Genomic DNA, 26,933 nt, shown 5'->3' with positions numbered 1-26,933 from the left:
CCGGAGACCGGGTCGATCACTGCGTCAGCGTCATCAGATAGGCGACGACATCCTCGATCTGCCCGGCCGTCATCAGCGGCCGGATCTCTCCTTCGATCGGCTTCGAGGTGAATGCGATCCCCGGGCGGTTGAAGCCCTCGACCCGGTAATAGCCGGGCATCACCGTGCCGGGGAACACGTTCTTGGAATTGACCAGGATGCCCCGGATCATCGCCTCGGGATAACGCGCGGCGACACCGTCCAGCGACGGGCCGACCGTGCCGGGAAACTGTGCGTCGGACATCTCGGTGACCTGATGACAGGCGATGCAGTTGGCGACTGAGCGGTCGGTCATCAGCCGGCGCCCCTGTGCCGGATCTCCCGGCGCATCGGTGAGCGGCAGGGCCACATGGCCCTGGGGGTCCACCGCGACGGCCTGCGGCGCGACCTCGGCGGCCGCCCCCGGCGCCACACTTGCCCAAAGGGCAAGACAGGCGGTCATCAGCCCGATCCCTTGCATTGCCGCAGCCTCCTCCCTGTCTCTCCTCGCTCCGACTGTAGCGGAGCCCTCCCGCGGCACGCAACAACAAATATAGTTATTTGCATGCGAGGCCGGCCCGCCGCCGGTTCAGTTGCCCGGATCGGCCATGGTGCGGGCCAGGTATTTCTGGAAATGCTCGTCGCCCTCATAGCCACGGTCGAGCACCCATTGCAGGAGCGCCCGCGTCGTGCCCTTGCCGAAGGCCCCGGGCATGGTGACCACCGCCGCCTGCGCCGCCGTCGTCCCGCCCTCGGGCGCGGTCTCGGGCATGAACATCATCGTCGGCGTGAACATCACCCCCCAGCGGCGCGCCATCTCCTTCTCGGGCAGCACGGTGCCGTCGAAATCGGTCACCTCGACATCGCCAAAGAGGTTCATCTGCACGACGAAGTAATGCTCGCGGATCAGCGCCCCGATCCCGGGATCGGGAAACACCTCTTCATGCATGCGGGTGCAGTAGATGCAGCCGCGCTGTTCCCAGATCACCAGCATCCGCCGGTTCCCGGCCTTCGCCTCGGCCAGATCCTCGCGCATGTCGCGGAAGGTCTCGCGCAGCCAGTCGGGCTTGTGCAGCCCGTCATCACCCATCGGCACGGCCAGTGCCGGACCCGCCAGGGCAACGAAGCCCGCGGCAAGAAGCGTCGTCAGTCTCATGGTCTTCCTCCCTGAAACACTGTCAGCCAAGCGTGGTGAACCACGGCACGGTGTCGATCAGCACCTGCGCGAGGTATCCGACCGAATTGGTGGCGATCAGAACCGCGAAGACGACCAGCATCGCCCCCATCGCCTTCTCGACATGGCCCAGATGTCGCCGGTTGCGCTGCATCCAGCCCAGGAACGGCCGGGCGAAGGCCGCGGCCAGCACGAAGGGCAGCGTCATCGCCAGCCCGTAGACCAGCAGCAAAAGCCCGCCCCGGGCAATGTCGCCCATGCCGCTGGCCACCATCAGGATCGCCGCCAGCGCCGGGCCCACGCAGGGCGTCCAGCCAAAGCCGAAGGCCAGCCCCATCAGATAGGCGCCGATCAGCGTGCTGGGCTCGGCCCGCGTCTCGATCCGCGCCTCGCGGTAAAGGAGCGGGATGCGGAGGATGCCCAGGAAATGCAGCCCGAACAGGAACAGCATCAGTGCGGCGACATAGCTGAGCTCGTCCTTCCATTGCCGGAAGCCCTGCCCCAGCGCCGTCGCCCCCATGCCCAGAAGCACGAAGATCGAGGTCACCCCCAGCGCGAAGGCGATGGCCGAGACCACGAGGCGGCGCACCGCGCCGGGCGGGATCCGGTCCGAGCCGCGCAGCTCGGTCATCGAGATCCCCGCCATGTAACACAGATAGAAGGGAACGATCGGCAGGATGCAGGGCGAGAGGAAGGACAGAAGCCCCGCCAGTGCCGCCCCCCCATAGGAAATCTCCAGCATCCCAGCCCTCCCTTGCCGCCAATGCAGAAACATATTACGATTTGTATATATGACGGGATAGCAAAAAATGACCCCAGGTCGAATGACCACTCGTCTTTGGGCAGGGATCTGCGCGGCCGGGCTGGCGCTGATGGCGGGGGCGCCCGCGCGCGCCGGGCTTGAACTCGGCCTGTTCGAGCGGGTCGGCTGTGCCTATTGCGTGCTGTGGGACCGCGAGATCGCACCGATCTGGCCGAAGACCCGCGAAGGCCGCACCGCCCCCTTGCGCAGGATCGATCTGGACGCCAATCTGCCAAAAGACGTGCGACTTGTCTCCAGACCCCGGTTCACTCCGACCTTCGTGCTGCTGCGCGACGGGGTTGAGATCGGCCGTCTCGAAGGGTACCCGGGCGAGGATTTCTTCTGGGGCCTGATCGGCGCCCTGTTGCAACGACAGCCCGAATGGGCGCAGACGGACGAGGGAGAAGGGGGATGAGCATCCGGCAGGCCAGGGCGCGACGCGCGACAGGCAGCGCCGCAACCGAGGAGAAGACGGGGCGTTGCTGACGCGCCCCGGGAACGTATGGCCACAGATATTGCCCAGACCCAGACCGACGGTTCTCCGTCGATGGATGAAATGCAGGCCCGGGACATGCTCCGGCATGCCGAGAGCGCCTCGAGCTTTCTAAAGGCGCTGTCGCATGAGGGACGGCTGATGATCCTGTGTCATCTCTCGACCGGCGAGAAATCGGTGACAGAGCTAGAGATGCTTTTGTCCTCGCGTCAGGCCGCGGTCAGCCAGCAGCTGGCCCGGCTGCGGCTCGAGGGGCTGGTCTCCTACCGGCGCGAGGGCAAGGCGATCTATTATTCGCTGGCCGACGAGAAGGCCCGCCGTCTGCTTGAACTGATGCATGACATGTTCTGCAATGCCACGGCGCCGGCGCAAGCCTCGGCCGCGCGCCCGGGGGACTAGAGCGGCGACGGGAGGAGGCGACCGAAAGGAGGCGGCGCCCGCGAACGGCACCGCCGGAGGGGGAGACGGATGGAGACGATACCGCCAGGGGCCATTGCCGCGCTGATCGGCCTCGTGACCGGCTGCGTGCTGGGGCTGGCCGCACGGCTGGGCGATTTCTGCACGCTCGGCGCGATCGAGACCGCGATCTGGGGCGCCGATCAGCGGCGGCTCAGGATGTGGGGGGTGATCCTCGGGGTCGCCATCGCCGCAACCGCGCTGCTGGCGGCGGCAGGCCAGATCGATACCGGCGCCACGATCTATCACACGATCCGCTGGAACCCGGCTGCCAGCATTCTGGGCGGGCTGACCTTCGGCTATGGCATGGCGCTTGCCGGCAATTGCGGCTTCGGCGCGCTGGCGCGTTTCGGCGGCGGCGATCTGCGCTCGCTGGTCATCGTCGTCGTGATCTCGATCTTCGGCTTCGTCACCCTGTCGGGCCCGCTGGCGCCCCTGCGCGATCTGGCCTTCCCGCAACAGCCCTCGGACGGGCCGCAAAGCCTTGCGCTGACGGGGGCGGCCCTGACCGGGCTGCCACCGCTGGCGCTGGCGCTGGGGCTGGCGGCGCTGGCGCTGGGATGGGGACTCTGGCACCGGCCGCTCCGGGCCGAGCCGCACCGCATCGGCTGGGCGGTCGCGGCCGGGCTGGCGGTGAGTGCCGCGCTCTGGGGGACATCGGCGCTGCATGAGGCCACGCTCGGCGCAGTCGATGTCGAGGGCCACACCTTCACCGCCCCGCTCGGCCGGACGCTGATGTGGATGATGACCTCCTCGGCGGGCGGGCTCTCCTTCTCGGTGGGCTCGGTGCTGGGGGGGCTGGGCGGCGCCTGGCTCGGCTCGCGGCGGCGCCGGTCGTTCCGCTGGGAAGCCTGCGAGGACCCGCGCGAGCTGGGCCGGCAGGTCGGCGGGGCCGCGCTGATGGGGATCGGCGGCGTTCTCGCGCTTGGCTGCACCATCGGTCAGGGGCTGACCGCCTTCGCCACGCTGGCCTGGTCGGCGCCGGTGACGCTGGCGGCCATCGCCGCGGGCGCGATCTTCGGGCTGCGCCAGTTGATCGCCGGGTACCAGCCCGATTGAGCGAGGCCCGCCGCAGCCCGGGCCGGATCGTCGCCCTCGACCTTGCCCGGAGCGCCGCGCTTCTCGGCATGGTCGTCTTCCATTTCAGCTACGATCTCGAGCTGTTCGGCCATCTGCCGCCGGGCACCGTCGTCACCGGCGGCTTCCGGCTGCTGTCGGTCGGCGTGGCCTCGGCCTTCCTGGCCCTGGCCGGGGTCAGCCTGCATCTGGCCCATGGCCGGGGGCTGCGCCCGCGCGCCTTCCTGCGCCGCCTGCTGCGCATCCTGGCTGCGGCCGCGCTGGTGAGCCTCGGCACCTGGGCGGTCTTTCCGGCTTCCTTCGTCTATTTCGGCATCCTGCATGCCATTGCCGCCGCAAGCCTGCTGGGGCTCTTGCTGGTCAGGCTGCCGCCGCTCGTTCCGGCCGCATTCGCGCTCGGCATGCTGGCGATGCCCCGCCCCGGCCCCCTGCCCGACCGCGGCTGGCTCGACTGGACCGGACTGACCGCGACCCCGCGCCCGAGCGTCGATTTCGAACCGCTCTTTCCCTGGGCCGCCGCATTCCTGGCCGGGATGGCGCTGGCCGGGTTTGCAGGCCGGGCCGGGCTCTGGCACCGGCTGTCCGGCCCGCCCGGGCGGCTGAGCGCCCTGCTGGCCTGGCCCGGACGGCACAGTCTCGCCATCTATCTGCTGCATCAGCCGGTGCTGATCGCGCTGGTCTGGGCCGCGACCCGCTTCGCGCCGTTCTGAACCGGACCCCGAACAGGGCATGCCCCGTCCGCCAAGGGCGATGACAAAGAAAAGGCCCCCTTCCGCAATGGAGGGGGGCCGAGGCGCGCCGGTCAGGCTCTGTCCTTACCGCTCGACACGTCTGGCTTTGCCTGGTCCTTCCCGGCGATAAGGGCGGGCGCACCCGCCCCCGGTCTCAATGCATGCTGCGCGCTCCGGTGCTTTTCAGCGTCACCGTGGTGCTGGCGCCTGCCATCCGGATATCGGTCACGTCGAGCCCGCGCGCCCGGTGCGCGCCGTCCAGCACCTCGATCGAGCGACCGACGAAGGTGGCGTCGATCAGCCGCTTGAGCGCATCGCCCGCCAGCTGCGCCTCGATCCCGCCGGGGATGCGACGCAGCCTGGCATTGGCGACGATCTGGCTTCCGATGATCAGTTGCAACGGTCTTTCCCTTCGCAGGTGGTCCCGGTCTCAGCCGGTGCCTTCGATATCGTTCCGCCCCGGCGCCCGGGACTGCCGGTCTCAGCTGCAGCCGCTGGTCGCGCCACAGGTATTGCACTTCATGCAGGTGCCGTTCCGCACCAGCGTGTAGTTGCCGCAATCGCCGCAGGGATCGCCCTCATAACCCTGCATCCTGGCCTTGACCCGGGCATCCATCGGCACCGTGCCAGAGGCGATGGCGGTGGCAGAGGACACCGTCGGCGCAGCGGCTGCGGCATTGCCGGGCACGGCCGCGGCCGGCGCGGCGGCCCCGGCCAGGGCGACCGCATTCATGCCGCCCTGCAGGACCACCAGCTCCTGCGGCAGGCGCTTGCGCAGATAGCCGGTCGAGCTGATCTGGCGGAGCACCTCGAGCGATTTCGAGGCGGCACTTTCCGAGACCGGCGTGACATTGGCCTTGCCCTCTTCATGGCCATGGCCGAGCTCCTCGAAGGCCGCGCCCTTCGGCTTGACATGGGCCAGATCGGTCCGGTCGAGATAGCTGACCGCCAGTTCGCGGAAGATGTAATCGAGGATCGAGGTCGCGTTCTTGATCGAGTCATTGCCCTGCACGATGCCCGCGGGCTCGAACCGGGTGAAGGTGAAGGCCTCGACGAATTCCTCGAGCGGCACGCCATATTGCAGCCCCACGGACACCGCGATGGCGAAATTGTTCATCATCGCCCGGAAGCCCGCGCCTTCCTTGTGCATGTCGATGAAGATCTCGCCCAGCGTCCCGTCCTGATATTCGCCGGTGCGCAGATAGACCTTGTGGCCGCCGATGATCGCCTTCTGGGTATAGCCCTTGCGCCGGGTCGGCAGCTTCTCGCGGTTGCTGCGGACGATTTCCTTGACCACCACCTTCTCGACGATCTTCTCGGCCAGGACCTGCGCCTTCTCGGCCGGGGTGCCGGTCTCGAGGATCTCCTCGGCCTCCTCGTCATCCTCGACCAGCGCCGCGGCCAGCGGCTGGCTGAGCTTCGAGCCGTCGCGGTAAAGCGCATTGGCCTTCACCCCCAGCGACCAGGACAACTCATAGGCCGAGAGGCAATCCTCGATGGTCGCGTCATTGGGCATGTTGATCGTCTTCGAGATCGCGCCCGAGATGAAGCTTTGCGCGGCCGCCATCATCCTGATGTGGCTGTCGACGCTGAGGAAGCGCTTGCCCTTCTTGCCGCAGGGGTTGGCGCAGTCGAAGACCGGGTAATGCTCGGGCTTGAGATGCGGCGCGCCTTCCAGCGTCATCGTCCCGCAGACATGGTCGTTGGCGGCCTCGATCTCGGCGCGCGAGAAGCCCAGATGGCGCAGAAGCTCGAAGCCCGGATCGGCCATCTTCGAGGCCGGAATGCCCAGAACCCTGGTGCAGAACTCCTCGCCCAGCGTCCACTGGTTGAAGACGAAGCGGATGTCGAAGGCCGAGGGCAGCGCCGCCTCGATCTTGTCGATCTCGGCCTGGCCGAAGCCATGGCCGATCAGCGAGGTGTGGTTGATGCCGGGGCAGTTGCCGAGCGTGCCATGGCCCACCGCATGGCCGATGATCTCCTCGATCTGGGCCGGGCCATAGCCCAGCACCTCGAGCGCGGCCGGAACCGAGCGGTTGATGATCTTGAAATAACCGCCGCCCGCAAGCTTCTTGAACTTGACCAGCGCGAAATCGGGCTCGATGCCGGTGGTGTCGCAATCCATCACCAGCCCGATGGTGCCGGTGGGCGCGATCACCGAGACCTGCGCATTGCGGAAGCCGTGTTTCTCGCCCAGCACCAGCGCCTCGTCCCAGGCCGAGATCGCCATCTCGACCAGGCCTTCATCGGGGCAGTTGGCATGATCGAGCGGCACCGGCGGCACCGCGAGCCCGTCATAGCCCACAGCCTTGCCCCAGGCCGCATTGCGGTGGTTGCGGATTACCCGCAGCATCGCCTCGGCATTGCGCTCATGCCCCGGGAAGGCGCCCAGCTCGCCCGCGATCTCGGCCGAGGTGGCATAGGCAATGCCGGTCAGGATCGCGCTCAGCGCGCCGCAGAGCGCACGGCCCTCGTCGCTGTCATAGCCGAGCCCCATATTCATCAGGAGCCCGCCGATATTGGCATAGCCAAGACCCAGCGTGCGGAAGTCATAGGAGAGCTGCGCGATTTCCTTCGACGGGAACTGCGCCATCATCACCGAGATTTCCAGCGTCAGCGTCCAGAGCCGGGTGGCATGGACATAATCCTCGGCCAGGAAGGCGCCGTCATTCCAGAAGGCCAGCAGGTTCATCGAGGCCAGGTTGCAGGCCGTATCGTCGAGGAACATGTATTCCGAGCAGGGATTCGAGGCGCGGATCTCGCCATCGGCCGGGCAGGTATGCCAGGCGTTGATGGTGTCGTGGAACTGGATGCCCGGATCGGCGCAGGACCACGCGGCATGGCCGACCTGGGCCCAGAGCTCGCGCGCCTTGACGGTCTTGGCGACCTTGCCGTCGGTGCGGCGCACCAGCTCCCAGTCGGCATCGGCCTTCACCGCCTTCAGGAAGGCGTCGGTGACCCGGACCGAGTTGTTCGAGTTCTGCCCCGAGACGGTGGCATAGGCCTCGCTGTCCCAGTCGGTGTCATAGGCCGGGAATTCGATCGCGTCATAGCCCTGCCGCGCATAGTCGAGCACGCGCTTGACATAGCCCTCCGGGATCAGCGCCTTCTTGGCGGCACGGATCGCGGCCTTCAGCCCGGCATTGACCTTCGGATCATAGGCATCCTCCGGCTTGCCGTCCCAGGCGCGGATCGCCTCGAACAGCGCGTTCAGATGGCGCTCATGGGTCTTCGAACCGGCAACGAGGCTCGCGACCTTCTGTTCCTCGATGACCTTCCAGTTGATGAAGGATTCGATATCGGGGTGATCCATGTCGCAGATCACCATCTTGGCCGCGCGCCGCGTGGTGCCGCCCGACTTGATCGCGCCCGCCGCGCGGTCGCCGATCCTCAGGAATCCCATCAGCCCCGAGGACTTGCCGCCGCCCGACAGCGACTCGCCCTCGGCGCGGAGCGACGAGAAGTTGGTGCCGGTGCCCGAGCCATACTTGAACAGCCGCGCCTCGCGGACCCAGAGGTCCATGATGCCGCCCTCATTGACCAGATCGTCCCTGATCGACTGGATGAAACAGGCATGGGGCTGCGGGTGTTCATAGGCCGAGGTCGACTTGGTCAGCTCGCCCGACCTGTAATCGACATAGTAATGCCCCTGCCCAGGCCCGTCGATTCCATAGGCCCAGTGCAGACCGGTATTGAACCATTGCGGGCTGTTCGGCGCGGCCATCTGGCTGGCCAGCATGAAGCGCATCTCGTCGTAATAGGCCCGGGCGTCCTCTTCGGCGCTGAAATAGCCGCCCTTCCAGCCCCAATAGGTCCAGGCCCCGGCCATCCGGTCGAAGACCTGCCGCGCCGAGGTCTCACCGCCGAAGCGCTCGGCCTCGGGCAGGGCCTCGAGCGCCCCGGTATCGGGCACCGAGCGCCACAGGAATTCCGGCACGCCCTCTTCGGGGAGCTTCGCCAGCCGGGCCGGCACGCCCGCCTTGCGGAAATATTTCTGCGCGATCACGTCGCTCGCGACCTGGCTCCAGCCGGCGGGCACTTCGACTTCCTCGAGCCGGAACACCACCTTGCCATCGGGATTGCGAATCTCCGAGGTCGTCATCGTGAAATCGAGCGCTCCGTAAGCGCCGGTCTCTTCGGTGGTGAATTTCCGTTCGATCTTCATCGATCTGCCCCGTCCTTTTTCCCTGCGCCACGCATGACGCGGGCCCTGTTCGCTGACTTGCCTGCCGTCGGGCAAGGACAGCATGTTCCCGGCCGCGCTCCCTCGGCCCGGTTGCACCCGCCTGCGCGGCTGCCTGAACTGCCTCTGTCCTGTCCTGCCTCTGCGCTGTCACCGATCATCGGTATCGCCACTAGATCTGGTGTCGCTGCGCCAGGCCCATACAAATTGACGAATTTTTAAGGGAATGGTCAACGCGATTCTTGCGCCGAAGACCAAGTTTTTGGGGTTGACTGAGCACCGGTCCACAACGGGTTGATTCATCCACAGCTTGTGGAAAAACCGGGCACAGCCTGAAAAATCACGCGCACAGAGCGGATTACGCAAATGGTCCGAAAATGTTCCGGCCCCGGGGCATGCCCCGCCCCCGGACCGCCGTCGAAAAGCAGAAACACCCCGGAGGGTTAACTAAGCGGGCCGGGTCCTCCCGGAGTTGTCCCGCCCCTTGCCGGAGCGCTTCCCCGCGCCGCCCCGACGCCACAAGATGCGCCATGCGCCCCCCTGCATCTTGCGTCAGAGACGTTTTCCGACGCTCAGGGAAAGACCCGCTCCAGCATCCCCGATCCGATCAGGCTGCCGGTCGTGACGATGGCATGCTGGCCGAGACTGTTGGCCCAGCAGGCCTCGAAGGACAGCTCGTAGCGGCAATATCTGTGATCTTCCAGATGCGCGCGAAGCCCGCGGTCGAGATCGTCGGGATTGGCGGCAAGATCGCTCAGCCGGATCGGGGCGCCCAGCACGATACCGGCGTTTAGGGCGGCCTCATAGACCAGCTCGGCACTGTAGAACGCGCCGTCGCCCAGCATCAGCCCATCATCGGAGGGCGCCCCGTAAAACACGGTCAGGGCCGGTTGCGCCAGCGCCCCCGTGTTCATCTGCCCCGTTTCCATGTGTGCCGTGTTCATCTGTGCCGCGTTCATCTGCCCCGGCCGGGCTTGTTCCCGGCCCGCCTCGCGAACCCGATAGACCGCGTAATCCCGGGCCGAAAGCCCGTCGACATAGACGTAGAGCATCTCTTCGGTCGCCCCCTCGGACGGATCGACATAGACCACCCGGGGACCGCCGCTGCTGGGCCGCAGGATACCGACCGATTCCCACCGAAGACCGAAGGCCCGTTTGATCACGCCGTCGATCTCGTTGAGCCCGTCCCTGAAAATCAGATCGCCGGGGCGCCAGTCCCAGGCCGCCTCGGCCATGAGCGCCGCATCGTCGGTTTCCTGCGCGAGGGCAAAGGGCGCCATCACCGCCGCCAGCCCCAGTGACAGGGGAAGAAGGACGCCGCGCATGAGATCTGCTCCGTTATTGCCCGCGCCGATCATTCCGTCAGCCCGGGCCGAAGGCAAGCCGGCAAACCCGGGGCCGTGGCATGGCGGCGTCGCGCAACGCCTCTGCGCAGGCCCGAAGGAGCGGATATGACGGAAGAAGGGAAAGCGCCCGATGCGGGGAAAAGCCGGATCTGGTCGGGGCGGCGGGATTCGAACCCACGACCTACGGCACCCAAAGCCGTCGCGCTACCAGGCTGCGCTACGCCCCGTCACGGCCTCCTTAGCGCCCGGACGGGGGCAAGGAAAGAGGCTTCGCGATCTCTAGTTGCACGGCCAGGCCGCATCGGGCCCGAAGGCCGGGTGGCGCAGCTCGGTTCCGGGCAGGATGCCAAGCCGCGCGGCCAGCCCGCCATTGATCTCGAGCACCGCCAGGATGCCCGGGCCGCCATCGATGGGCGTGCGGTCGAGCGGCACCGCATCGGCCGCGACCCGCTTCACCCGCCCCGCCGCATCGAGAAAGATCATGTCGAGGGGGATCAGGGTGTTTTCCATCCAGAAGGCGACGCGCTGAGGGTGGGGATAGACAAAGAGCATGCCGGCCGATCCGGCCAGATGCTTGCGGTTCATCAGCCCGCGCGCCCGTTCGGCCTCGTCATCGGCCAGCTCGACGGTGAATCGCGCCGTTCCCCAGTCGCCGCGCAGATCGACGCGGTTTTCCGCACAGTCCGAGACCTGTGCCGAGGATTGCGCAAAGGCCTGTTCAGAAGATTGTGCCGCCCCCGTCGCCAGAATGGCAAAAACAAGACCCGCTGCCGCAGCAGCCCCCGTCATCCAGCCGATGCCCCGCCCGGCCCGAGCGCACTTTCCCATGGACCCACCGATATCGCGAGGCGTCCGCGCTGGCCCCTGGTGACCCGCACCGCGATGGCCTCGCCCGGCTGCAGATCGGCCAGCCCCGACCGCCGCAGCACCTCGATATGTATGAACACGTCGTCGTCGCGACCGAAGACATTGGCAAAACCGAAGCCCTTGGCCTTGTCGAACCATTTAACCCGCGCAGGTTCCAACGGCAATGCCGCCACCTCTTCGGCGGTCAGATGCATGGCATCCTCGAGCGCCGGGGCCCCGGGCGAAACCGGAGGCTCTATCCTGAGCACCTCTGTCGCCTGCAGGCCCCGTGCCGTCCTGTGTACCACGAGCTCGATTCCGGCACCGTCCGAGACCGAGTTCTGCCCGAAATTCCGCAATACATTGGCATGCAGCAGAATGTCGGGCCCGCCTTCGTCCGTCACGACAAAACCAAAGCCTTTTGTCGGATCGAACCATTTAACACGCCCTTCGACGCGCAACGCCGTGTCGCTGTCCTTGTCCATACATCCGATCCCGGTCGTCTTACCGCCTCGGCGGCAAGGAATGCCGTCAGAGACTTCGCTACAGAATTCGACGCCTTTTGCTCCGTCTTTCGACGGCCCGGATCGCCCCTCTGGCAATCATCGCCCGCAGACAATCAGGATTGATAATCATTCCTGGCAATCAAGGGTAGAGTCTGTTGATTCTCCACTCTCCGTCAAGTGTATCTCTGCACCAGCGAAAGCGGTCATGCAGGCGAAATGCCCCATCTGCCCAGAATTCGATTTCGAGAGGCCGTATCCGGAATCCGCCCCAGAACGGCGGCCGCGCGGGCGCCGTTCCGCGCCGCGCGGTCACCATTGCCACCTCCGCCATCAATTCGCCCCTCGACGCCAGAGGGCGGGATTGTCGCGAAGCCCAGGCGCCAAGTCTGCTTTTAAGGGCCCGGGAAGAATAATAGGCATCGGCCTTTTTACCATCTTCCTTTTCAGCAACGCCACGAACCCGAACCTGTCGCCTGAGAGATTTCCAGTGTAACACGAAGGCCGCTTTATTCGTTAGGACAATTTCACCCGCCTTTGCACTTTCGTAATTCGTATAGAACACGAATGCATCGTCCTCGATCTCTTTCAACAGAACCATTCTCACATTCGGCAGGCCCTGCCCGTCGACCGTCGCAAGCGCGATGGCATTGGGGTCGTTCGGTTCGGTCTTCTCTGCCTCGGCAAGCCAGCTCCGCGCGATCACGAACGGATCGTCGCCTGCGAATATGCCCTCTCGGTCGGTCATGGGTGGGGGTCTCCTGCTTGATCCTGTCGCACTTGATGGGTCCGAGCATTTGGCCTACACCGGCGGCAATTTTTTGAACAGGTGGTCGAGGGGACCTCGGATGTCGACAAAACTGATGGAGGGCAAGCGGGGCCTGATCATGGGCCTTGCCAATGACAAGTCCATCGCCTGGGGAATCGCGCGCCAATGCGCCGAAGCCGGGGCGGAGTTGGCTTTTTCCTACCAGGGCGAGGCGCTTAAGAAGCGCGTGATGCCCCTGGCCGAGAGCCTGGGCAGCGATATCGTGCTGGAATGCGACGTCGCCAGCGAAGAGTCGCTCGACGGCCTCTTCTCGGCGCTCGAGGCCCGTTGGGGCCGGCTCGATTTCATCGTCCACGCCATCGGCTTCTCGGACAAGAACGAGCTGCGCGGCCGCTATGTCGACACCTCGCGGTCGAACTTCCTGATGTCGATGGACATTTCCGTATATTCCTTCACCGCCGCCGTGCAGCGCGCGGCCCGGATGATGACCGAGGGCGGCGCGGCGCTGACGCTGACCTATTACGGCGCCGAGCGGGTCATGCCTCACTATAATGTGATGGGCGTCGCCAAGGCGGCCCTCGAGGCCTCGGTCCGTTACATGGCCGAAGACCTCGGCAAGGACGGAATTCGGGTCAATGCCATTTCCGCCGGACCGATCAAGACTTTGGCGGCCAGCGGCATCGGCGATTTCCGCTACATTCTGAAATGGAATGAATTGAATTCGCCCTTGCGGCGCAATGTCACCCAGGAAGAGGTCGGGAAATCGGCACTGTATCTTCTGTCCGATCTGGGCAGCGCGGTGACCGGCGAGGTGCACCATGTCGATGCCGGCTATCACAGCGTCGGCATGAAAGCCGTCGACGCACCCGATATCGACGCGGTCACCGGGCGCAAGGACAGCTGAGCCCGGACGCAGGACCGACACCAGACAGGGGCGCCGCGGCGGGATTGACACCTGCGCGGCGCCCCGGCATTTGTCGCACCCACGCACAGGAGACATCGATGGACCCCGACCGCCTGCCTCACGAGAAAGGCTTCCATGTCAGCTGGGACCAGCTGCACCGCGACGCGCGGGCGCTGGCCTGGAGGCTCGACGGACAGGGTCCCGATAACGGTGCCTGGCGCGCAGTGGTCGCGATCACCCGCGGCGGCATGGCCCCGGCGATGATCGTCTCGCGCGAGCTCGACATCCGCATGGTCGATACGATCTCTGTCAAGTCCTACAACCACCAGGCCCAGAGCGCCCCGGTCATCATCAAGATGCCCGATCGCGAGCTGGTCGGCGACGGCACCGGCGTGGTGATCGTCGACGATCTGGTGGATACCGGGCGCACCCTCGAAGTGGTGCGGGCGACCATGCCCAAGGCCCATGTCGCCACCGTCTATGCCAAGCCCAAGGGCAAGCCGCAGGTCGACACCTATATCACCGAGGTGAGCCAGGACACCTGGATCTTCTTCCCCTGGGACATGGCGCTGCAATACGTCAAGCCCTACCGCGCCGGAGAATAAGCAACAGGAGGGGCAGGATGGCCGTCTGTCAGCCACCGCGTGGCGGAACCGCCGCCACCTTCGCCCCGCCGGTCATGCAGGCCCGGCGCTGGCTCGACGGGGTCTCGTTTCCCTCCGACCGGCCGCTTCTCAATGTCAGCCAGGCCGCGCCGATGGACCCGCCACCCGAGGCGTTGCGCCAGGCCATTGCCGATGCCGCGCTGAACGATCCGGGCGCGCATCTCTACGGCCCGGTGCTGGGCCTGCCCGAGCTGCGCGCCGAGATCGCCGCCGAGTGGTCGCGGGCCTATGGCGGCGACATCCGGGCCGAGAGGGTCGCCATCACCCAGGGCTGCAACCAGGCCTTCAGCGCCGCGATCACGGCCATCGCCGCGGCGGGCGACGAGGTGATCCTGCCCACGCCTTGGTATTTCAACCACAAGATGTGGCTCGACATGACCGGGATCAGGACGGTGCCGCTTGCGACCGGCGCCAACCTGCTGCCCGAGGTCCAGCGCGCGGCCGGGCTGATCACGCCCCGCACCCGCGCCATCGTGCTGGTGACGCCCAACAATCCGACCGGGCTGGAATATCCGGCAGAGCTCGTGGCCGATTTCCTCGCCCTCTGCCGGCGTCACGCGATCGCGCTGATCCTCGACGAGACCTATCGCGATTTCGACAGCCGCGACGGCGCTCCGCACCGGCTGTTCGCCGATCCCGACTGGGACGACACGCTGATCCATATCTATTCCTTCTCCAAGGCCTACCGGCTGACCGGCCATCGCGTCGGCGCGCTGATCGCGGGCGGGCCGGTGGTGGCCGAGGCCGAGAAATTTCTCGACACGGTCGCGATCTGCCCCAACCAGCTGGGCCAGCGAGCAGCCCTTTGGGGCCTGCGTCATCTCGGCGCCTGGAAGGCGGATGAACGGGCCGAGATCCTGGCCCGCCGCGACGCCCTGAGCCGGGGCATGAGCGCCCTGCCCGGCTGGGAGCTGATGGGCGCGGGCGCGTTTTTCGGCTGGCTCCGGCATCCGTTCGGGATCGGCTCCGACACCCTGGCCCGTCGCCTGGTCGTCGAAGCGGGCGTGCTGCTTCTGCCGGGCGGAATGTTCCTGCCCGAGACCGATCCGGGCTGCCGCGACCAGCTTCGGATCGCCTTTGCCAATATCGACCGGCCGGGTCTTCAGGCACTGTTCGGACGGCTTGCGGCCTTCCGCCCCTGACGCTTGCGGGGGACCGCGCAAAGACCTACACAGCAGCGAACCCAGATCCGGCAGGGAGGCACCACGATGTCCAAATCCAAAGGCAAGCAGTTCTCGAAGACGCTCGTCTGGATGATGCTGATATTCGTGGTCCTCGGCCTCGGCGGCTTCGGGGTCAGCAATTTCGGCGGCGGCGTCTCGGCGATCGGCCAGGTCGGCGAGACCGAGATCTCGACCGACAGCTATGCCCGCGCGCTGCAACGCGAACTTCGCGCCCGCGCCGCCGCGACCGGCCAGAACATGAGCCTTGCCGAGGCGCAGTCCTCCGGTCTGGTCGACGCCGTGCGCGCCCAGGAGATCTCGAATGCCGCGCTCGACAACGAGATGCACCGGATCGGGGTCTCGGTCGGCGACGCCCAGATCGCGCGCGAGGTGATGCGGCTCGACGCCTTCAAGGGGCCGGATGGCAGCTTCGACCGCGAGGCCTATCGCTATGTGCTGTCGCAGAACGGCATGACCGAGACCCAGTTCGAGGCCTCACTGCGCAAGGACACCGCGCGCTCGCTGCTGCAGACGGCGGTGGTGGCGGGACTCGACGCCCCCGAGACCTATGTCGACACGCTTTACGACTTCATCGCCGAGCGGCGCAGCGTCAGCCTCATCCACCTGACGGCGGATGCGCTGGACGCCCCGGTGCCCGATCCGACCGAGGGTGAGGTCAAGGCGCAATACGAGGCGACGCCCGAGGCCTATACCGCACCGATGACGCGCAAGATCACCTATGTCTGGCTGTCGCCCGAGACCATGGCCGAGACGATCGAGCCCGACGAGGCGCTGCTGCGCCAGCTTTACGAAGATAATATCGACGAATTCGTGCAGCCCGAGAAACGGCTCGTGGAACGGCTGGTCTTTTCCGGCATGGACGAGGCGCAGGCGGTGATGGACCGGATCGAGGCGGGCGAGGAAAGCTTCGACGATGCCGTCGCCGAGCGCGGTCTGGCCATCGACGATATCGACATGGGCGATGTCTCCGAGGTGCAGATCGGCGGCGAGGCGGGCCGCGCGGTCTTCGCGCTGAGCGAACCCGGGCTGGCCGGACCGCTGATGTCAGATCTCGGCCCCGCGATCTTCCGGGTGAACGCGATCCTCGCCAAGCAGGAGATCCCGTTCGAGGAGGCCCGCGAGACGCTGGCCCCCGAGGCCGTGCACAGCCGCGCGGTGCGGATGATCGCCGACAAGATCAACGAATATGACGACCTGCTGGCCGCAGGCGCGACGCTCGAGGATCTGTCGCGCGAGACCGAGATGCAGCTCGGCCAGATCGACTACACCGCCGACAGCGATCAGGACATTGCCGCCTATCCCGCCTTCCGCGACGCGGCCGATGCCGCGGTCGAGGGCGATTTCCCCGAGATCAGGGAGCTCGACGATGGCGGCATCTTCGCGCTTCGGCTCGACCGCGAGATCCCGCCGACCCTGCGCCCGCTCGAGGCGGTGCAGGAGCAGGTGGCCGAGGACTGGCGCCAGGCCGAGACCGCACGCCAGCTGACCGCCAGGGCCGAGGCGCTGAAGGCGCGCATCGAGAATGGCGAGGACATGGCCGCGCTGGGCGTCGACGTCACGGCCGAGACCGCGCTGTCGCGGGGCGGGCTGATGCCGCAGCCGCTGTCGGATGCGCTGTTCCGGATGGCCGAGATCGGCGACACCGCCGTGGTTCCGGCCGCAGGCGATGTCTGGCTCGTGCGGCTCGACGAGATCCTGCCGCCCGAAGAGAACGATCCCGGCGCCGACATGCTGCGCCAGAACATCGCCGCGCAGGCCGGTCAGGGGCTGTCCCAGGATCTTTACGCCTATTTCGCCCAGGCTGTGACCAATGCCGCCGGGCTTTCGCTCGACCAGGCCGCGATCAACGCGGTTCACGCCCAGTTCCGGTAACTGCCCATGTCCAGAATCATTCCCGAATTCGCCGCCTTCGAGGCGGGTTACGAGGCCGGCCGCGCCCAGGTCGTCTATGCCCGGCTGGCCGCCGATCTCGATACGCCGGTCTCGCTGATGCTGAAACTCGCGGGCGCCCGGACCGACAGCTTCATGCTGGAATCGGTCACGGGGGGCGAGGTGCGCGGGCGCTATTCCGTGGTCGGCCTCAAGCCAGACCTGATCTGGGAGTGCCGGGGCGAGAGCAGCCGCGTCAACCGGATGGCACGCTTCGACCCCGACGCCTTCGAGCCGATGGAGGGCCATCCGCTGGCGAGCCTCCGCCAGATCCTTGCCGAAAGCGCCATCGACATGCCCGAGGAACTGCCCTCGATCGCGGCCGGGCTTTACGGCTATCTCGGCTATGATATGATCCGGCTGGTCGAGCGGCTGCCGAACGTCAATCCCGACCCGCTGGGCCTGCCCGATGCGCTGATGCTGCGGCCCTCGGTCGTGGCGGTGCTGGACGGCGTGAAGGGCGAGGTGACGGTGGTTTCGCCCGCCCGGCCCCAGCCCGGGCTTTCGGCCCGCGCCGCCTATGCCCAGGCCGCCGAGCGGGTGATGGATGCGCTGCGCGATCTCGACCGGGCGGTGCCCGCGGAAACCCGCGATTTCGGCGAGGCCCGCGAGATCGGCGAGCCGGTCTCGAACTTCACCCGCGAAAGCTACATGGCCGCGGTCGAGACCGCGAAGGACTACATCCGCGCGGGCGACATCTTCCAGGTGGTTCCGGCCCAGCGCTGGCGCCAGGACTTCCCGCTGCCGCCCTTCGCGCTGTATCGAAGCCTCCGGCGCACCAATCCCTCGCCCTTCATGTTCTTCTTCAATTTCGGCGGTTTCCAGGTCGTGGGCGCCAGCCCCGAGATCCTGGTGCGGCTGCGCGGCGGCGAGGTCACGATCCGACCCATCGCCGGCACCCGGCCGCGCGGCGCCACGCCCGCCGAGGACCGCGCGCTTGAGGCCGACCTGATGGGCGACCAGAAGGAACTGGCCGAACATCTGATGCTGCTCGATCTGGGCCGCAACGATGTCGGCCGGGTCGCGAAGATCGGCACCGTCCATCCGACCGAGAAATTCATCATCGAGCGCTATTCCCACGTCATGCATATCGTCTCGAACGTGGTGGGCGAGATCGCCGAGGGCGAGGATGCGCTGTCGGCCCTGCTGGCCGGTCTGCCCGCGGGCACGGTCTCGGGCGCGCCCAAGGTCCGCGCGATGGAGATCATCGACGAGCTCGAGCCCGAAAAGCGCGGCGTCTATGGCGGCGGCGTCGGCTATTTCGCGGCCGGTGGCGACATGGACATGTGCATCGCGCTGCGCACCGCCGTGGTGAAGGACGAGACGCTTTACATCCAGGCCGGCGGCGGCGTGGTCTACGATTCCGACCCGGCCGCCGAATGGCAGGAGACCGTCAACAAGTCGAACGCGCTCCGCGCCGCCGCCGCCGAGGCCACCCGTTTCGTGCGCCGCGGTAACGGCTGAGGCCAGGTCCCTTCCGCGTCCCTCCCGCGCCCCTCGGGGCGCGGGCCGTCGCAGGCCCCTGTCCTTATCTCAGTAATCGCGCTCGTAGAAGATCCCGATACCGGTATCGCCCTCGGCCCCGGCATGGCCCTTCAGCGTGACATAGGGCGAGACATCGAGGTTCAGGTTGATCTCGCTCTGGCCCTTCTGGTTCACCGTCACCTGCGAATAGATCTTGTCCGACAGGTACTTGCCGGCGCTCAGCTCGGTGCCGCCCTCTTCGGTCGAGTTCACGTCGAGATCGTCGAGCCCGGTCGCGCCGCGCAGCGAGCCAAGGATCCCCTGCCCGCCCTTGCCCATCAGCGTCGCGACCGCCGAAGCCAGTTCGGCCGCCTGCAGGGGCGACAGCGTGTCCAGCCCGCGACCGAAGAGGATCCGCGAGACGACCTCTTCCTGCGGCAGTTCCGGCTCGGAGGAGAATTTGATCTCGGGCGCGCTGGCCGGGCCCTCGACCACGATCCGCGCCGTCACGTCGCCCGACTGGGTCGCCGCCACGAAATAGAGCCGCGGATCGAACGAGCCCGTCAGCGAGACCTGCCCCTCGTCGAGGGTGAAACGCTGCGCGAGGATATCGAGCCGCCCGCGGATCAGCTCGAACTGCCCCGAGGCCACCACATCGGCGGTGCTGCCGCCCAGCCGCAGCCGCCCGCCCAGCTCGGCATCGATGCCGCGGCCGCGCACGAAGACCTGCGAGGGCGCGTTGACCGTAAGGTCCAGCGGATAGGGCCGCCCGCCCCCGCCCGCGCCTTCGGTCGCAACCAGCCCGGCCCGCCGGAGCGTCGCCTGCACCGCCGCGGGCGTGCCGCGATGGTCGATCTCGGGCAGCTCGCCGCCGCCGCCAAGCCCGGTCGAGGGCACGGTGATCTCGGTCCGGCCGATATCGAGCCGCCCCGCGATCCGGGCCCCGCCGGTCAGCGGGCCGGTCACGGTGACGGTGCCGTCGACGATGCTCTCGTAAAGCGTGGGATCCAGCAGCCGGGCGCGGGTCAGCCGGATCGCCAGTTCGGCCGGGAAGGCGCCCGACAGCGTGATCGGCCCCGAAACCGCGACCTGACCGCCGCCGAGCCGCCCGCTCAGATCCAGACGCGCGCGCCCGCCCGCAAGGTCCACCCGGCCGCCGATATCGGTCAGCGCCGCGCCCAGTGTCGGCGCGGAAAGCCGTGCGCCCGCGGTCGTGGCCCGGCCCGACAGCGACGACAGCCCGAGCGGGCCCTTCAGCGCCAGATCGTAGCTTGCCACGCCGTCAAGGCTGCGTGGCTCGATGAACGGATTGGCCAGCGACAGCGGCGCGCGCCCCTTGAGGCTCAGATCGGCCGAGGACGCGTCACGCGCCAGCGTCCCCGCGATGGCCGCCGTGGTGCCGCTCGGCCCGGTCGCATCCAGCGTCAGGCGCCAGTTTGCACCGTCGGGCCGGGCCTTGCCCCTGAGCGCGACCGGCCCCGGGAACCCCTCGACCAGCAGCGCCAGATCGGACAGCCTTGCGGCCAGATCGAGCGTGCCATCGCCCGCGCGATCCTCGGCCTTGACCGTGAGCCGGGGCGTCGCGATGTCGAGCCGCCCGACCGACAGGGCGCCCGCCTTGCGCGCGCCTTCGGCCGCGATCGTGGTCTTGCCGCCGATCAGCCGGTCGATCTGGGCCAGACCGATGGCCAGCCCCTGCCCCTCGGCGCTCAGCGTCGCGTCGAAATCGCCCTTGACCGCGCCCTGCCCGCTCAGCGTCGCGTCGAGCGATCCCGACAGCCGCCGCCCCGCGAGCCCCGAGAAGACCGAGAGCTTCGGCGCGCTCAGCGTCACCTTGCCTTCGGCGGGCAGGGTCGGGTCGCCCGGGGTCAGCGCGCCTTCGGCCGCAATCTCGGCGCCCGCAGCCGTCGCCTCGAACCGGTCGAGCCGAAGCCGCCCGCCCGCCTCCCAGCCGAAGGCGGTGTCGAGCTTGCCGGGCCCGGTCAGTTTCGGATCGACCAGTGCCAGATCGGGCACCTGCCCGGTCAGGGTCAGCCCGCCCGCCGCAGAGGACAGATCGCCCTGGCCGTCGAGACGAAGGCCCGGGGTTTCGACATGCAGCGCCTTCAGCACCGTGCCCTCAGGGCCGCGCGCCGCCGAAAGCTGTACCTGCCCCGCCCCGGCCAGAAGCGGATCGAGACGCGGCGTTCCGGTCTTGAGGTCCGTGGTTTCGGCCGCGAGCGAGAGATCGAAGATCCCGTCGAGAAGGCGATAGCGGCCGGAGAGATCGGCCTTGGCCGCACCGCCCAGCGCCCTTCCCGCCAGCGCGCCGAAGCGCGAGAGATCGCCAAGCGCCGCGCCGATCTCGCCATCGAAGGGAAGCCCGTCGGCGGCAGCACCCAGCGTGCCCCGGGCCGTCAGCCGGGCATCGCCCGCCGCGACCTGCAGATCGCTCAGGCGCAAAAGTGTCCCCGCCTGCCAGACAAGCTGCACACGTCCCTCGGCCAGCGCCCCCAGAGCCCGCGCGAGGGCCGGATCGGCATGGTCGAGCCCCGTGGCGCGGAAGACCAGATCGGCCTCAAGCGCCGGCGCCTCGGGCCGGATCGTGCCGGTTCCGGTCAGATCGGCATGGGCCAGTGTCAGCGGACCGCTGGTCAGCCCGTCCAGCGCGATCTCGGCCTGCCAGGCCTCGCCGGTCGCGGCATCGAAGCGGGCACGGAGCGTGGCGCCGTCCAGCCGGGTCTCGCCGCCGGAGACCGGCAGCACCACCGGCCCCGAGATCCGCCCCGACAGATCGACCTTCTCGGGCAGGCCACTGGGCGCCAGAGCCAGCGTGCCGCCAAGCTGAAGGGCCCCGGTCCCGACCTCGAGCCGCGAGATCTGCAGGCGGCTGTCGGCGCCGCGCGTGCCTTCGACCGCCAGCTCGGAGGTGTCGCCGAAGAAGGGCCGCAGAGATTCGGCCACCAGCGGCCCGAGATCGCCCGAGAGCGTCGCGGCAAAGGCCCGATCCTCGGGCGCATCCTCCGGGGCGACGATGGTGAGCCGCCCCTTGACCCGGGGCTCGCCCTCGGTCGCAAGCGCCAGATCGGCCGCGAAATCGCTGAGCGGGCCATCGCCCTCGACCGTCAGCGCCAGCGGCGGCGCGCCGGGCAGCCCCGCGAGGCTCGACACGATGCCGCCCGCGCCTTCGGTCAGAGAGATGTCCAGCGACAGGGTCTGGCTGTCATTGGCATAGGCGGCCCGGATCGCGAAATCGCCCTCGGCATCGCTGCGGCGAGCCTCGATATCGGCCCGGCCAGCCCCGCCGGCAAGGCTCAAGGAGCCGTCCAGCGCCAGCTCGGCTTCCTGGCCGATCAGGGCCTCGCCCAGGACCAGCCGTCCGGTCTTCACCCGGCCGATATCGATCGAGACCGGCAGATCGGGCAGCGCGAAAGGCGTGGCCTCGGATTGCTCGACGCTGGCGCCCTCGCCCCTGGGCAGGCGCGGCAGCAGGATCTCGTCGGCCGACAGCTCATCGACCTTGACCTCGCCGCGCAGAAGGGCGGCGCGCGACCAGTCGAGCACGGCGCCGCGCACCGTCAGCCAGACGCCGTCCTCATCGGCGATGGTCAGCTCCTTCAGCGTCGCGCGCGAGGACAGCGCGCCCTCGAACCCCTTGATCCGGATCTCGCGTCCGGCCGAGGACAGACGGTCCTCGAGAAAGCGCACCAGCGCGCCGCGATCGTCCTCCTGGGCGGCCAGCGGCAGCGCGGTGAGGAGAAGCAGAAGAAAGCCGAAAACTGCGCGCATCAGAAAGCCTGCCCGATACCGATATAGATCTGAACCCCGTCGCCGGTATCGCCATCGACCGGCGCCGCGACATCGAAGCGGATCGGGCCGATCCCGGTATTATAGCGCAGCCCCAGCCCGGCGCCCGACTGCCAGTCGCCATCCGAGACCCAGGAATCGGGCCCGACGAAGCCCGCATCATAGAAGGCCACCATCTGGATCGCGCGGGTGACGCCGACCCGCGCCTCACCCGACAGCCCGATGAAGGACCGCCCGCCGATCCGGTCGCCATTCGGCAGATCGACCGCGAGCGACTGGTAGGGCTGGCCGCGCACGGTGCCGCCGCCGCCCGAGAAGAACAGAAGCGCGGGCGGCACGCCATCGCTCGCGGCGCCGACCACCGAGCCGATCTGCGCCCGCCCTGCCAGCACCAGACGGCTGCCGAGCTGCTGATAGATGCGGCCATCTGCCTTGATCAGCGCCCCGCTTTCGGCCGCGCCCCCGAGGCCCAGAAGCGGGGTCACGCTGCCGTCAAGATAGAAGCCGCTATGGGCGTCGAGCGCATTGTCGCGACGGTCCCAGGTCAGGCTGACGGGGAAGGTCAGATGAGTCATCTGCCGGTCGCCGAGATCGTCGCTGACATCGGCATAACGCAGCAGAATACCGGCCTCGCCCTTGAGGTCGGAAGAGAACACCCGGGTCAGCCCGCCGCCGATCCGGGCGTTGGTCTCGGTATAGTCGGGCTCGTCCAGATCCTCGATGCCGCCCAGCAGGTACAGCCCGGTATCCGCATCGATCACCGCGGGCCGGTCGAAGCGGGCCGAGAGCGACAGGTCCTCGCCGCCGTCATCTTGCCCGCCGATGCCTGCGACCTCGAAGTCGAAGCGCAGACGCTCTGCCCCGCCCATGAGGTTCCGGTGCATCCAGAAGCCCGAGACGGCGGCCCCCTCGAGCGAAGAGAACTCGACCCCCGCCCCGAGGCGTCGCTTCTTCTGGTCGACCACCTCGAGCCCGATATCCATGCTGTTGCCCGGGCCGAGGGTTTCGGCCTCGCTCAGCCGGACCGAGCGAAAGGCCCCTGTCCGGCGCAACCGCTCGGCGCCTCTGTCCAGCGCCTCCGGATCGAAAGGCTCGCCCATCGGCAGCCCCGCAATCGCCCGCAACCTTTCTTCACGCACGCCCGACCCCGAGGCGATGACGAGATCGCCGAAGCGGACAGCCGGACCGGGATCGAGCCGCAGACGGGCGGCAAGCGTCGCGTCGGGATGATCGGCGATCAGGCTCTGCCCCGCGACCTTCGCCTTGGCATGGCTGGCCGCGCGCCAGCCATCGACGCCCGCCGTCGCGGCGGCGCGCACGGTCGCGGCCTCGGCGGGCTTGCCGGGGGCAAAGCCCTCGGGCAGCTCGGTGCCGAGGGCCAGCGGTTCGATCCGGGCCTCGGAGAAGGCGAAGGGCCGTCCCGGCGCGACCCGGATCTCGACCCGGCCGATCCGCGCCGGCACCGACAGGGGCGACAGATCGGCCGCCTCGCGCCCGTCTAGGGTGACATGCACTTCGGGGCCGTAATAGCCGCGGGCGTAAAGCACGCCGACCAGACGGGCGTAATCGGCGCGGGCGGCGGCGAAGATGTCCTGCGCACTAGCATCCGAAGTGCGCGCGGCCTCGAGAGTCAGCGCCGAGGCTTCCAGGGCCTGGCGCAGGTCATCCGAGGCGCCGGGCGCGCTCAGAACGGCCTCGGTGGCTGCGGCAGGACGCGGGCCGGACGCGAGGACAAGCGCCGTCAGGACGGCCAGTGCGGGAAAGAATCTCGTATCGGTCACAGACAGCCGTCCCCTTTTCCCGGCAATCTAGCCGAGATGGTCGCGGAGAACACCCCGCGGGAACGGATTTTACCGGAAAGCTCCGGCCACCGCCGCAAGGCGGCAGAGGGCCGGAAGCAAGGTCAGTCGGGCGCGTTCTCGATGCCGAAGGCGCCGCTGCGCATCAACCGGTAGCCGACGATGACGGTCACCACCAGCAGCACCAGTTCGATGGCATAGACGAAGAAATAGGGCGTCGCCGCGCCATAGAGATCGCCGATGGGCGAATGCAGCACCGCATCGCGGAACACGCCCCCAAGCGCGATCCCGGCCCCGGCCGAGCTTGCCTGCACCGCGCCCCAGGCCCCGAGCGCCAGTCCGACCTGGGATCTGGGCGCCGAGCGCATTGTGGCGGTCAGCGTGCCATGGCTGAAGAGCCCCGCACCGAAGCCCGCCAGCATCGTGCCGAAGACGAAGACCGGCTCGGATTGCAGGGTCGCCGAGAAGGTGATGATAGCGAAGGCCGGAAGCCCCACCACCGCGCCCCAGCCTGCCATCGCCATCGGGTCGTACCCCCGCGACAGCACGCGCGAGGCCCAGGCGAAGCCGACCAGCGTGCCGCCCGCGACAGAGGCGGTCAGCTTGGTGGTCGCGGCAACCGACATCTCGAGCACCTGGCCGCCGAAGGGTTCCAGCAGCACGTCCGAGAGGCCGAAGCCCAGCGTGCCGAGCCCGATCACCCATAGCAGCCTGCGGGCATTGGGTCCGCGCGTGAACAGCCCCCAGGCCTCGCGGAAGCTCGGGTCGGGTTCGGCCTCGGGTTTGGGCATGGCGCGGGTGCGGTCGCGCGCCTCCATCTTCCAAAGCGCGATGACGTTGAACACCATGGTCGCCACCGCGGCGCCCTGGATCACCTTGATCAGCTTGGCATGGTAGAAATTCTCAAGCCAGATCCCGAACAGGAGTGCGCTGACGATCATGCCGACCAGCAGCATGACATACATCAGCCCCACCACGTTGGGCTGGTCCTCGCGGGGCGCGAGGTCGGTGGCCAGGGCCAGACCCACGGTCTGCACCGTATGCACACCCGCGCCGACCAGCAGGAACGAAACCGCGGCCGACAGGATGCCGATCCATTCCGGCGCGCCTGCGGCACTTCCCTGGCCGGACAGCACGATCAGCGCGAAGGGCATGATGGCGAAGCCGCCCCATTGCAGCAGCGTGCCCTTCCAGATGTAGGGCACCCGTCGCCAGCCCAGCGCCGAGCGGTGGGTATCGGATTTGAAGCCGATCAGCGCGCGGAAGGGCGCGAACAGAAGCGGCAGGGAAATCATGATGCCGACGATGGAGGCCGGCACGTCGAGTTCGACGATCATCACCCGGTTCAGGGTGCCGACAAGCAGCACCATCGCCATGCCGACGGAGACCTGGAACATCGACAGCCGCAACAGGCGGCTGAGGGGCAGGTTTTCGCTGGCGGCTTCTGCAAAGGGGAGGAATCGAGGCCCGACAGTGGCGATGCGGTTGATCGCCATCTTGCTCAGTCGATTCATGCGGTCACACTCCGACACGCGGCCCGACACAGGCGGCCCGTGTCCTCTTGCCCGCAGGGGCGCGTTTCCGGTTGGTTCGGGACGTCACCGTCCCGAAGGCACGAAGGCCGGGGCATGACCCCGGCCCTCGCAAGTTCCTGCACGGAAGCCGTACCGGCTTACGAGAGCAGCGTGGTGGCGTTGGAGACCAGCGACGCGGCTTCGAACGAGCCAGCGTAGTAGTCACCCATCCAGCCGGTGGTCAGAACCAGCATCAGGTGCACCAGGAAGGAAGCGATGGCGCAGGCAACCAGGAAGAGCGGGATACCAACGGTGGGCTTAACGACGAGCCACATTTTCGCGTTGTTCATGATCTATATCCTCTCTCTAGATTAGCCGAGCCACGGGGTGGCGATGGCAGCCAGGAAGTGGGCGAACAGCGCGATCGCACCAAACACGCGGGTGCCGTCGATCAGTTGCTTATGCACTTCTTCGGCTTCGGCAAGGGTCAGGCCGGTCGGCCAGACTTTGTCCATATCGTCAGTCATATTGTCGTCTCCCCAATATGGTTTTCGACTGTGGTACGTGCGGAGCCCGCACGCAGGCGTCGACAAAGCAGACCGGAGATTTCCTTAGCGATATTCTCGCTGGGCTTCCGACCCGGCATCGTCACGAACAGACGATGTCACAAGCGATTGACGTTGGCAATGTCAACGCAGCCTGACATGCCCCCAGAATCGTGCGACATATCGAACCCTCTTGACAACGCGTCGCAGCCCCTGCGGCGCCCCGTCCTGCGACCGTGCGGCCCATTGAAATCCGCACCTTGAGGTGGGGTAATATCAAAGCGCCCTACTGCAATTCGCCGTTCTCGTCGGGCACCGGACCGAGCCTGGCTCATGTCGTCGACGATCGCGGACGCAACAACCTGGAGGACCTATGAAATATATCTGGGACGACTGGATGCCGAAGCTGTCCAGCAAGCAACGCCTGCTCACCGACGTCGCGGTCGAGGGCGAAGGCACCACCACGCCCTTCTCGGACGCGCTCGGCTTCAAATGCCTGTCCGAGAATCGCGCCTCGAAGACCGAGCTGATGACCGACAATCCGACCCCGCTGTCGCGCCAGATGAACTGGCCCCTGCTGGGCGGCACGGGCGAAGGGCATGTCGAGCTGAAGACCAGCGACCCGACCCCGCTCTCGTCGCGCATGGGCTGGCCGCTGCTGTCCAAACGCGCCCATTACGGCGTCGCCGCGAAGTAATCCGCCCCCTGACGGATGCAGATACGCTCGCGCCTCCCGCGCGGGCGT

Annotated in this window: 24 protein-coding genes and 1 tRNA gene; 10 read left to right on the top strand and 15 right to left on the bottom strand. The window is 67.6% G+C overall.

From position 1 onward, the window contains the following. Positions 1-16: 16 nt before the first annotated feature. The 3 genes from soxX to ACK8CO_RS17395 form a co-directional block, all read right to left on the bottom strand. Positions 17-481, bottom strand: coding sequence for a sulfur oxidation c-type cytochrome SoxX (gene soxX / locus ACK8CO_RS17405; protein ID WP_414897455.1), 465 nt, complete (start codon positions 479-481; stop codon positions 17-19). A gap of 126 nt (positions 482-607) precedes the next feature. After that, on the bottom strand, positions 608-1,174 hold the full coding sequence (locus ACK8CO_RS17400; protein ID WP_414897454.1) for a thioredoxin family protein: 567 nt from the start codon (positions 1,172-1,174) through the stop codon (positions 608-610). A 22-nt stretch (positions 1,175-1,196) separates the two neighbouring features. Next, on the bottom strand, positions 1,197-1,934 hold the full coding sequence (locus tag ACK8CO_RS17395; RefSeq protein ID WP_414897453.1) for a cytochrome c biogenesis CcdA family protein: 738 nt from the start codon (positions 1,932-1,934) through the stop codon (positions 1,197-1,199). An 82-nt stretch (positions 1,935-2,016) separates the two neighbouring features. On the opposite strand from ACK8CO_RS17395, the gene ACK8CO_RS17390 reads away from it, so the two are divergent. The 4 genes from ACK8CO_RS17390 (at position 2,017) to ACK8CO_RS17375 (ending at position 4,730) form a co-directional block, all read left to right on the top strand. Then, on the top strand, positions 2,017-2,409 hold the full coding sequence (locus ACK8CO_RS17390; protein ID WP_080616692.1) for a hypothetical protein: 393 nt from the start codon (positions 2,017-2,019) through the stop codon (positions 2,407-2,409). A 132-nt stretch (positions 2,410-2,541) separates the two neighbouring features. Beyond that, the gene (locus ACK8CO_RS17385) at positions 2,542-2,886 is read left to right on the top strand and encodes an ArsR/SmtB family transcription factor (RefSeq protein WP_080618031.1); all 345 of its coding nucleotides are present in this window, start codon (positions 2,542-2,544) and stop codon (positions 2,884-2,886) included. Between the two features lie 69 nt (positions 2,887-2,955). Beyond that, a complete protein-coding gene (locus ACK8CO_RS17380; protein WP_414897452.1) occupies positions 2,956-4,002 on the top strand; it encodes a YeeE/YedE family protein in 1,047 nt (348 codons plus the stop codon). After that, positions 3,999-4,730 (top strand): DUF1624 domain-containing protein, encoded by a 732-nt coding sequence (locus tag ACK8CO_RS17375; protein ID WP_414897451.1) that lies wholly within the window; start codon positions 3,999-4,001, stop codon positions 4,728-4,730. The genes ACK8CO_RS17380 and ACK8CO_RS17375 overlap by 4 nt, the downstream gene beginning before the upstream one ends. A gap of 175 nt (positions 4,731-4,905) precedes the next feature. On the opposite strand, the gene ACK8CO_RS17370 is transcribed toward ACK8CO_RS17375, so the two are convergent. From ACK8CO_RS17370 to pdxH, 7 genes are all read right to left on the bottom strand, one after another. After that, positions 4,906-5,151, bottom strand: coding sequence for a hypothetical protein (locus tag ACK8CO_RS17370; protein ID WP_231119096.1), 246 nt, complete (start codon positions 5,149-5,151; stop codon positions 4,906-4,908). Positions 5,152-5,232: 81 nt separating this feature from the next. Continuing rightward, positions 5,233-8,916, bottom strand: a complete 3,684-nt coding sequence (locus ACK8CO_RS17365; RefSeq protein ID WP_414897450.1) for a vitamin B12-dependent ribonucleotide reductase — start codon at positions 8,914-8,916, stop codon at positions 5,233-5,235. Positions 8,917-9,506: 590 nt separating this feature from the next. Beyond that, a complete protein-coding gene (locus ACK8CO_RS17360; RefSeq protein WP_414897449.1) occupies positions 9,507-10,259 on the bottom strand; it encodes a peptidoglycan peptidase in 753 nt (250 codons plus the stop codon). A gap of 171 nt (positions 10,260-10,430) precedes the next feature. Beyond that, positions 10,431-10,507: transfer RNA gene (locus ACK8CO_RS17355), tRNA-Pro, on the bottom strand. A 52-nt stretch (positions 10,508-10,559) separates the two neighbouring features. Continuing rightward, the gene (locus ACK8CO_RS17350; RefSeq protein ID WP_414897448.1) at positions 10,560-11,069 is read right to left on the bottom strand and encodes a DUF192 domain-containing protein; all 510 of its coding nucleotides are present in this window, start codon (positions 11,067-11,069) and stop codon (positions 10,560-10,562) included. Next, entirely contained in the window at positions 11,066-11,611 is a 546-nt protein-coding gene (locus ACK8CO_RS17345) for a cold-shock protein (protein ID WP_080616698.1), read from the bottom strand. The genes ACK8CO_RS17350 and ACK8CO_RS17345 overlap by 4 nt, the downstream gene beginning before the upstream one ends. A gap of 160 nt (positions 11,612-11,771) precedes the next feature. Then, positions 11,772-12,377 carry a pyridoxamine 5'-phosphate oxidase gene (pdxH, locus tag ACK8CO_RS17340; RefSeq protein WP_414897447.1) on the bottom strand — a complete coding sequence of 202 codons (606 nt, stop codon included), beginning with the start codon at positions 12,375-12,377 and terminating at the stop codon, positions 11,772-11,774. A 100-nt stretch (positions 12,378-12,477) separates the two neighbouring features. On the opposite strand from pdxH, the gene fabI reads away from it, so the two are divergent. From fabI to trpE, 5 genes are all read left to right on the top strand, one after another. Then, a complete protein-coding gene (gene fabI, locus ACK8CO_RS17335) occupies positions 12,478-13,302 on the top strand; it encodes an enoyl-ACP reductase FabI (RefSeq protein WP_080616700.1) in 825 nt (274 codons plus the stop codon). A 98-nt stretch (positions 13,303-13,400) separates the two neighbouring features. Continuing rightward, positions 13,401-13,907, top strand: a complete 507-nt coding sequence (gene gpt, locus ACK8CO_RS17330; RefSeq protein WP_080616701.1) for a xanthine phosphoribosyltransferase — start codon at positions 13,401-13,403, stop codon at positions 13,905-13,907. A gap of 17 nt (positions 13,908-13,924) precedes the next feature. Next, a complete protein-coding gene (locus ACK8CO_RS17325; protein ID WP_414897446.1) occupies positions 13,925-15,109 on the top strand; it encodes an aminotransferase in 1,185 nt (394 codons plus the stop codon). A gap of 66 nt (positions 15,110-15,175) precedes the next feature. After that, positions 15,176-17,023, top strand: a complete 1,848-nt coding sequence (locus ACK8CO_RS17320) for a SurA N-terminal domain-containing protein (protein ID WP_414897445.1) — start codon at positions 15,176-15,178, stop codon at positions 17,021-17,023. Positions 17,024-17,029: 6 nt separating this feature from the next. Next, positions 17,030-18,544, top strand: a complete 1,515-nt coding sequence (gene trpE, locus ACK8CO_RS17315; protein WP_080616704.1) for an anthranilate synthase component I — start codon at positions 17,030-17,032, stop codon at positions 18,542-18,544. A 69-nt stretch (positions 18,545-18,613) separates the two neighbouring features. Here the strand turns inward: trpE and ACK8CO_RS17310 are convergent, their stop codons facing one another. The 5 genes from ACK8CO_RS17310 to pufB form a co-directional block, all read right to left on the bottom strand. Continuing rightward, entirely contained in the window at positions 18,614-22,312 is a 3,699-nt protein-coding gene (locus tag ACK8CO_RS17310) for a translocation/assembly module TamB domain-containing protein (RefSeq protein ID WP_414897444.1), read from the bottom strand. Then, complete coding sequence (locus ACK8CO_RS17305; RefSeq protein ID WP_414897443.1) at positions 22,312-24,111, bottom strand: autotransporter assembly complex protein TamA; 1,800 nt, start codon at positions 24,109-24,111, stop codon at positions 22,312-22,314. The genes ACK8CO_RS17310 and ACK8CO_RS17305 overlap by 1 nt, the downstream gene beginning before the upstream one ends. A gap of 122 nt (positions 24,112-24,233) precedes the next feature. Further along, positions 24,234-25,643, bottom strand: coding sequence for a PucC family protein (locus ACK8CO_RS17300; RefSeq protein ID WP_080616707.1), 1,410 nt, complete (start codon positions 25,641-25,643; stop codon positions 24,234-24,236). 158 nt (positions 25,644-25,801) lie between these two features. Continuing rightward, positions 25,802-25,993: a light-harvesting protein gene (locus tag ACK8CO_RS17295; protein WP_080616708.1), complete on the bottom strand. Its 192-nt coding sequence runs from the start codon at positions 25,991-25,993 to the stop codon at positions 25,802-25,804. A 21-nt stretch (positions 25,994-26,014) separates the two neighbouring features. Continuing rightward, on the bottom strand, positions 26,015-26,170 hold the full coding sequence (pufB, locus tag ACK8CO_RS17290) for a light-harvesting antenna LH1, beta subunit (protein WP_042460741.1): 156 nt from the start codon (positions 26,168-26,170) through the stop codon (positions 26,015-26,017). Positions 26,171-26,561: 391 nt separating this feature from the next. On the opposite strand from pufB, the gene ACK8CO_RS17285 reads away from it, so the two are divergent. Next, positions 26,562-26,885 (top strand): hypothetical protein, encoded by a 324-nt coding sequence (locus ACK8CO_RS17285; RefSeq protein WP_080616709.1) that lies wholly within the window; start codon positions 26,562-26,564, stop codon positions 26,883-26,885. The last annotated feature ends 48 nt before the right edge of the window (positions 26,886-26,933 follow it).

The organism is Rhodovulum sp. HP10 (assembly GCF_047553435.1).
In the GTDB taxonomy this organism is placed as follows: domain Bacteria; phylum Pseudomonadota; class Alphaproteobacteria; order Rhodobacterales; family Rhodobacteraceae; genus Rhodovulum.
The sequence above is the reverse complement of the archived record's forward strand: the minus strand, read 5'-3'. Positions and strand labels throughout refer to the sequence as shown.

What these genes read in the sequence shown, in the direction of transcription:
- soxX (WP_414897455.1), bottom strand. Translation starts at nt 481, where the DNA reads ATGACCGCCTGTCTTGCCCTTTGGGCAAGTGTGGCGCCGGGGGCGGCC.
- ACK8CO_RS17400 (WP_414897454.1), bottom strand. Translation starts at nt 1,174, where the DNA reads ATGAGACTGACGACGCTTCTTGCCGCGGGCTTCGTTGCCCTGGCGGGT.
- ACK8CO_RS17395 (WP_414897453.1), bottom strand. Translation starts at nt 1,934, where the DNA reads ATGCTGGAGATTTCCTATGGGGGGGCGGCACTGGCGGGGCTTCTGTCC.
- ACK8CO_RS17390 (WP_080616692.1), top strand. Translation starts at nt 2,017, where the DNA reads ATGACCACTCGTCTTTGGGCAGGGATCTGCGCGGCCGGGCTGGCGCTG.
- ACK8CO_RS17385 (WP_080618031.1), top strand. Translation starts at nt 2,542, where the DNA reads ATGGATGAAATGCAGGCCCGGGACATGCTCCGGCATGCCGAGAGCGCC.
- ACK8CO_RS17380 (WP_414897452.1), top strand. Translation starts at nt 2,956, where the DNA reads ATGGAGACGATACCGCCAGGGGCCATTGCCGCGCTGATCGGCCTCGTG.
- ACK8CO_RS17365 (WP_414897450.1), bottom strand. Translation starts at nt 8,916, where the DNA reads ATGAAGATCGAACGGAAATTCACCACCGAAGAGACCGGCGCTTACGGA.
- ACK8CO_RS17360 (WP_414897449.1), bottom strand. Translation starts at nt 10,259, where the DNA reads ATGCGCGGCGTCCTTCTTCCCCTGTCACTGGGGCTGGCGGCGGTGATG.
- ACK8CO_RS17350 (WP_414897448.1), bottom strand. Translation starts at nt 11,069, where the DNA reads ATGACGGGGGCTGCTGCGGCAGCGGGTCTTGTTTTTGCCATTCTGGCG.
- ACK8CO_RS17345 (WP_080616698.1), bottom strand. Translation starts at nt 11,611, where the DNA reads ATGGACAAGGACAGCGACACGGCGTTGCGCGTCGAAGGGCGTGTTAAA.
- pdxH (WP_414897447.1), bottom strand. Translation starts at nt 12,377, where the DNA reads ATGACCGACCGAGAGGGCATATTCGCAGGCGACGATCCGTTCGTGATC.
- fabI (WP_080616700.1), top strand. Translation starts at nt 12,478, where the DNA reads ATGTCGACAAAACTGATGGAGGGCAAGCGGGGCCTGATCATGGGCCTT.
- gpt (WP_080616701.1), top strand. Translation starts at nt 13,401, where the DNA reads ATGGACCCCGACCGCCTGCCTCACGAGAAAGGCTTCCATGTCAGCTGG.
- ACK8CO_RS17325 (WP_414897446.1), top strand. Translation starts at nt 13,925, where the DNA reads ATGGCCGTCTGTCAGCCACCGCGTGGCGGAACCGCCGCCACCTTCGCC.
- ACK8CO_RS17320 (WP_414897445.1), top strand. Translation starts at nt 15,176, where the DNA reads ATGTCCAAATCCAAAGGCAAGCAGTTCTCGAAGACGCTCGTCTGGATG.
- trpE (WP_080616704.1), top strand. Translation starts at nt 17,030, where the DNA reads ATGTCCAGAATCATTCCCGAATTCGCCGCCTTCGAGGCGGGTTACGAG.
- ACK8CO_RS17310 (WP_414897444.1), bottom strand. Translation starts at nt 22,312, where the DNA reads ATGCGCGCAGTTTTCGGCTTTCTTCTGCTTCTCCTCACCGCGCTGCCG.
- ACK8CO_RS17300 (WP_080616707.1), bottom strand. Translation starts at nt 25,643, where the DNA reads ATGAATCGACTGAGCAAGATGGCGATCAACCGCATCGCCACTGTCGGG.
- ACK8CO_RS17295 (WP_080616708.1), bottom strand. Translation starts at nt 25,993, where the DNA reads ATGAACAACGCGAAAATGTGGCTCGTCGTTAAGCCCACCGTTGGTATC.
- pufB (WP_042460741.1), bottom strand. Translation starts at nt 26,170, where the DNA reads ATGACTGACGATATGGACAAAGTCTGGCCGACCGGCCTGACCCTTGCC.
- ACK8CO_RS17285 (WP_080616709.1), top strand. Translation starts at nt 26,562, where the DNA reads ATGAAATATATCTGGGACGACTGGATGCCGAAGCTGTCCAGCAAGCAA.